The 5,430-nt window shown below is 37.0% G+C and carries 7 protein-coding genes; 6 read left to right on the plus strand and 1 reads right to left on the minus strand.

All coding sequences use genetic code 11. The annotated features are described in order from the left end of the window. Window positions 1-487 (plus strand): hypothetical protein (locus ACJROP_RS08400; RefSeq protein WP_406535021.1); only part of this gene is annotated, 487 nt, incomplete at its 5' end. Window positions 488-490: 3 nt separating this feature from the next. After that, window positions 491-724, plus strand: a complete 234-nt coding sequence (locus tag ACJROP_RS08405; protein WP_406535022.1) for a hypothetical protein — start codon at window positions 491-493, stop codon at window positions 722-724. A gap of 17 nt (window positions 725-741) precedes the next feature. Here ACJROP_RS08405 and ACJROP_RS08410 read toward each other — a convergent pair whose 3' ends face one another. After that, on the minus strand, window positions 742-1,254 hold the full coding sequence (locus tag ACJROP_RS08410; protein ID WP_406535023.1) for a hypothetical protein: 513 nt from the start codon (window positions 1,252-1,254) through the stop codon (window positions 742-744). Between the two features lie 154 nt (window positions 1,255-1,408). On the opposite strand from ACJROP_RS08410, the gene ACJROP_RS08415 reads away from it, so the two are divergent. From ACJROP_RS08415 to ACJROP_RS08430, 4 genes are all read left to right on the plus strand, one after another. Further along, the gene (locus ACJROP_RS08415) at window positions 1,409-1,726 is read left to right on the plus strand and encodes a zinc-ribbon domain-containing protein (protein ID WP_406535024.1); all 318 of its coding nucleotides are present in this window, start codon (window positions 1,409-1,411) and stop codon (window positions 1,724-1,726) included. Window positions 1,727-1,961: 235 nt separating this feature from the next. Further along, complete coding sequence (locus ACJROP_RS08420; protein ID WP_406535025.1) at window positions 1,962-2,789, plus strand: zinc-ribbon domain-containing protein; 828 nt, start codon at window positions 1,962-1,964, stop codon at window positions 2,787-2,789. 20 nt (window positions 2,790-2,809) lie between these two features. Continuing rightward, window positions 2,810-3,748, plus strand: a complete 939-nt coding sequence (locus ACJROP_RS08425) for a hypothetical protein (RefSeq protein ID WP_406535026.1) — start codon at window positions 2,810-2,812, stop codon at window positions 3,746-3,748. Continuing rightward, a complete protein-coding gene (locus ACJROP_RS08430) occupies window positions 3,738-5,204 on the plus strand; it encodes a hypothetical protein (protein ID WP_406535027.1) in 1,467 nt (488 codons plus the stop codon). Before ACJROP_RS08425 ends, ACJROP_RS08430 begins: the two co-directional genes overlap by 11 nt. Window positions 5,205-5,430 lie beyond the last annotated feature (226 nt).

The following is a 5,430-nucleotide window of genomic DNA, read 5'->3' on the forward strand; positions in this document are numbered from 1 at the left end:
CCGGTCCTTCACGTTCTATGTGCAGGACTGCGAGCCGAACCTCACGCTGTACTTCCGCAATGCGTTCAACTGCTTCGAGTGCTGCGCACTCCAGGCAGTGACCACGCACAAGCCGAAGGTTGACCGCTCGATTGCCGTGACGAACCGCATCTCCACGTTCTACAACCAGCAGAACGAGAAGCTGTACGAGGTGGAGACTTCGGGCCTGACTATGGAACAGGCCCGGTGGATCGAGCAGCTGTTCTACAGCCATGACGTGCGCATGGCGACCAAGCGCACCGACTTCTCGCAGGGCTACACTCCGCAAGGCATGCCGATTGTGCTCATCACCGAGCCGACCTGCGAGATCAGCGACGCGGACGGTGAACTCAACACCGTGAAGTTCACCTACCAGTACCAAGACAGGCGGACGTATCTGCCGACAGACTACCTATCCGTGGATCACGACCGCATCTTCACCGAGCAGTTTGACCCCTCATTCCAATAACCTATGGCACAATCCATCCACATCAGTACCCTTCGAAGGATGCTCAAGGCCGGTGACCCGGTTGACCTGAAGCTCTGGACCAAGAGCGGGGAGATCCAGTGCTGGCGCAACTGCATCCCCCTGCGTTACAACTTCTATCAAGGTACCCAGCAATTCAAGTTGCTCGACTCGCACCAGATACGCCAGGCCCGTATCTGCTGCATCTTCGAGATCAACGGCCTGGAAGTATTTTTGTAGTTCATTTATATGGCATTTTAATCATGCCAAATCTTTACCAATTTTTGGTTTTTGAACTCAAATTCTAGAATCATGCCAAAAGGCTGTTTTATTTTTTTCTTGTCTTCCTTTATGGAAATGGTAACTGTTTCAGTCTTATCATTTATCCCAAATTCAGAGCCTTTATAAATGCAATCAACTATATATCGTGGTTTATTTTCAAAGGGGGTAAATTCCATTGTTCCCATTGGGTCATCCTCATCCCCGGACCAATGAATTAAAACTTTACCATCATTGAAATAATATATGGGATTTTTACTGTCTCCCTTGTATTCATCATAATCGTCATAATCATACTCATTGGGCTCTCCGACCACTCTACATAAATCATCATAATAAAAATCGGTAAAAGAATCATTTATGCCATGGAAAAATGAAGTATCACATATTTCTCCAAGCTCATTTAAATTATCGATTTCTATTCTTACTTTTTTTGAAGTACAAGTAGAAAAGAACAAAGACATGATTATTAAAAAAACTATCTTTCTCATTTTATCATTGTTTTGTAATATGCAAATGTAATGTTTTTTGTTGTAATAATTTATCCGAATTTAGTTTATTAAAAAATTTGAAGTATCTTTGTCAATGTGTATTGATTTTTGCATAACGAAATAATCTTATTAATCTTAATAATTGTTCAACACTATGTATTGTCCAAAATGTGGTAAAGATATAGCAGATGATTCTAAATTCTGCAGGCATTGTGGTTTCACATTTGAAATCAATGCAGGAAACGGTAAAAACCATACAGGGAAATTTAATTCTTTTATTCAAGGAATAAAAGGTAAACAGATTTCTCTTAAAGCTATTCTTTTAACAATAGCTATCGGAATATGGATGTTGGTTCTTCAGAACTTGGGCATTTTTTGCGCCAGTAAAGACGTGAAAGTAAAAAATTGTGTTGACGTAGAAGGTACAGTAGATATAGGCAATACAGTTGATGTTAGTGTGGTGGATTATTAATTATTATTTTTCTAAGTAAAAAAAGGCTATGGGCAATTATCATGTTTTAAGTAATAATGATATTATTAGCATATTATCATATTCTATTTTTGCTGCAATCTTCTTGGTATTCTTATATGCCAAATTGGGTGCACGAGATCCAGATCCTTCATATAAAAAAGGGATAGTTGCTAAAATTGTACCTTGGGTATTGCTTCTTCTCTTTATAAGTGATGCTGCTTTAATTATTTCGCGTTTGGCTACATATCCTTGGGATATTGAACCACAGCCTTCCAATGCATCAGCATATAGGGAATTGATGTATCTTGGAAGTGGGTATCCTGTTTGGGGATGGGCTAATGACTATCAATTAGCCGTGGTAGGGCAAATTGGAGGGTGTATCGTAGCATTATGCTGGGCAGCCTATGCATTTGCATTTAAGCGTTCAAATACCAAATGGTGGAAAAAACTTTTTAAGGTGCTCGCATATATTTTACTTTCAGCGTTGATAATTGGCTTCACGTTCCATGAATGGAGTGACATATATGCAATAGCGATGTTCTTGGTACCATCTATTCTGTTTTTGATTTTAGCTCATGTTAAACCAAATAATATAAAATCTGAATCTGCAGGTTTAGTTGCAGTTGAACCAATAGAACAAAGAATAACCGATGCTGATTCAGAATCTAACTCTGAGCCTAAATTGGTTTCAAAAGAAGATGAGGTTCGTTTTATGCCTAATAATACTGATAATGAATCAAAAAATGCTGAGGCTGCTCAGATAGCTGACTTAAACTCAGATTATCCATCTGATAACGTTAATGATAATAATGATATCGCCCATAATTCATTGACTCATGCAAGTGATGAGCATTGCAAATTGGATGTTGATTCGGAAAGCAGAAATGATTATCAAGATCAGCAAGCAATTATCGTTGGGGATAAAATTGAAAACTCTTCAGATAGTGTTATATCGGATGAAGATGAGGAACCAATGAAAACGATGTTCTGCAAGTATTGTGGGAATAAAATTGAGCTAGATTCAACCTTCTGCAAGTATTGTGGCAAAAGGTTATTACGCTGATAATTGTTTTAAAAACTGCTATGGCAAGAAACGTTCTTAAATATCTGGGCATTGGCATTCTTCTTTTATTTGCCGTTTTAATAGCCGTCGCTAATATTGGCAGAATCTTTTGGGAGAAGAACCAAAAAGAATATGATCAAACATTAGAGGGAATGGTTGCGGAAATCAATCAGCATCTTCCGATGAAAGATCCAAACGGATTCGATTTCTATACTCTGAGCCATGTTGCTTTAGACAGCGAAAAAGTGGTTTTTGACGCAACATTAGACACTACTTTTTTCTACCCCATAAGGGAAAGTTTATTGCCAGAGTCAATGAATGGCGGCATCTTGCCATCGGGCAGCCGGAATGACGTGCTTGACCTTGATACCGTATTGAGTGAAAAATTGCTCAAAGATAGTCATAGACTTAGTTTACTCTACCAACAGCTATTTACGAATAAAAATGGTACAAATAAGTTCTATGAAGAATTAAAAAAAAGAGGCTATTCGCTTACATGGCGAACTCATTCTCCTTTCAGCGATCGACAACTTGAATTTTCCTTCACAAGTAAAGAACTTGATGATTTAGAAATCTATTGCAAAAACCATCCCGATTCTGCGTTAAAAGAATTCTTAAATGAATATTTAAAAAGGCAGAACCGAGTGTTATCACTTGCAAGTCGCAATGCTGATGCAAGAATGAGTATGATTGATAATGGAGAGGACATCGTTTTCATATACGTGTTTGATAAAACCTATTCTGCTGGTGGGAATCAACCAATTTCAAATCTTCGAAATTTTGAGAATGAAATATACGAAGCATTGAAGGATGATTCTGAACATTTACCATTCTTTTACTCTGCTAAAGAAATCTGTAATAAAACAAATAGGAGTTATGTTTTCAGGTTTTTTGATTTTTACAAAACGGATTCTTTGGATATCATAATATACAATAGTATTCAAAAAAATGAAAAATAGAAAGTTATCAACGGTAAAGAAGATAGTAATTATTTCTCTCACAGCACTAGCTGTTATTTCGGCTATAATAATTGCGTTCTTAGATGATTTCATTCCATATGACTATTATCCTGGCAGCTGGAATTACGATTATGGAAGCCATATTGGAGATATATCACAACAAGATCAATATGGTAATCCGTTGCCTATTATCGATGATTATAATGGCAACAAGTATGCTGCTAGATGGTTCCAATTTGGTGGTGCGGAATGGTATTCTAATGTAATCTCTAATGACATTAAAACAAATGCAAACAAGGATTTCGGCTCATTAATTAGATTATATTCATACTATGATGACAACATTAATCATAAATACTTTGGTGAGAATGCAGTCTTATGGGTATATGACATTGAACCGAAATATATCGATTTAGGGATAACGAGAGATTCTCTATATACGTTGTTGTACAAGACCTATAGCAAAGATACCACCAATTATTGGAAACCGACCAAAGCATTTGAACCGTTTTTAGCTCTTACTGGAGGACCTGGATACACTATGTCGGCTGATGATGATACCGGTAAATTTGTTGAGCAAATTATTCTTTTTGCCAATGACAGGGTTTATTCTTTTCATATTACAAATGACAAAATAGAATTTGGAAAAGATGTGTTTCAAGCCTTTGAAGAAAGATGCTTTGAAATAGTAAGAAATATTGATTTCTCTAAGTATCGAGAATTGGAAATTGATAATTATAATAATCAGATTCTTGAGATGGAGATGATAAAGTGGCGTCGCATTCTTTTATCAATAATATTCCTTTGCATGTCATTAGTTTTCATAATGCCAATTCAAAAACTAGGAAATCGGAACATTCAAGCCCGTAATCTGTTTATTTACGGGACGATTTGCTTTGTAATAAGCATTGTTATTTGTTTGGGGGTTGTTTGGTTAAGCGAACCATTTTATGGAATAAATGCGAATGCGGAGTACATGAGAGCTGCCTTAGCGGCCATTGGTATTGGTTTATTGTATGCATTTATGATGGCTTTTTTGTCATATCGTTCAAATGAAGAATATTATAAGGAATACCTAATCCCGTCTTGGGTAATAAATAAATTTAATATTAGTAGCGCCGTTAGTAAGCGAATATTATTAGTAGTGCTGTTTTTCCCATTGTTCTACCTTTTCCCGATACCAATCTTTGGCATTTATATTCTATTCTATATTTTCCCAATTTCCGTTATTGCATTAATTATCCTCGGCTTAAAATGGATTGTTGATGGAAGGAAAGTACAAGATTCTTCAGTCGTTAATCCTCGAGTTGCTAATCCTCAAAAAGTAAATCCTCAAGCCACAAATAATGCTCCACTCATTAATAAAGAAACCCCCAAAATGTACTGTCGCCATTGTGGTGAAATAATTGATGCGGATTCTGGTTTTTGCAGGTATTGTGGGAAAAAAATAAAATAAATGGATTAGTCATTATTTTAGTCAGGTATTTTTTTGTCTTTTAGACAACTGAACATACTCCATAATTTTGCGGAAACTTAAACCGCAAGATTATGGAGTTAAATTTTAATAGTGTAGAGACCATCCCGGTGCTTAACGCATCGGCCGCTTTCAAGACCGACAGCGGCAAGGTGTTCAAGGAAGACGTGGACATCGTGCCGACGATCATCGACAAATCGCTGTCCTA

The organism is Methanobrevibacter sp. (assembly GCF_045220775.1).
Lineage (GTDB): Archaea > Methanobacteriota > Methanobacteria > Methanobacteriales > Methanobacteriaceae > Methanocatella.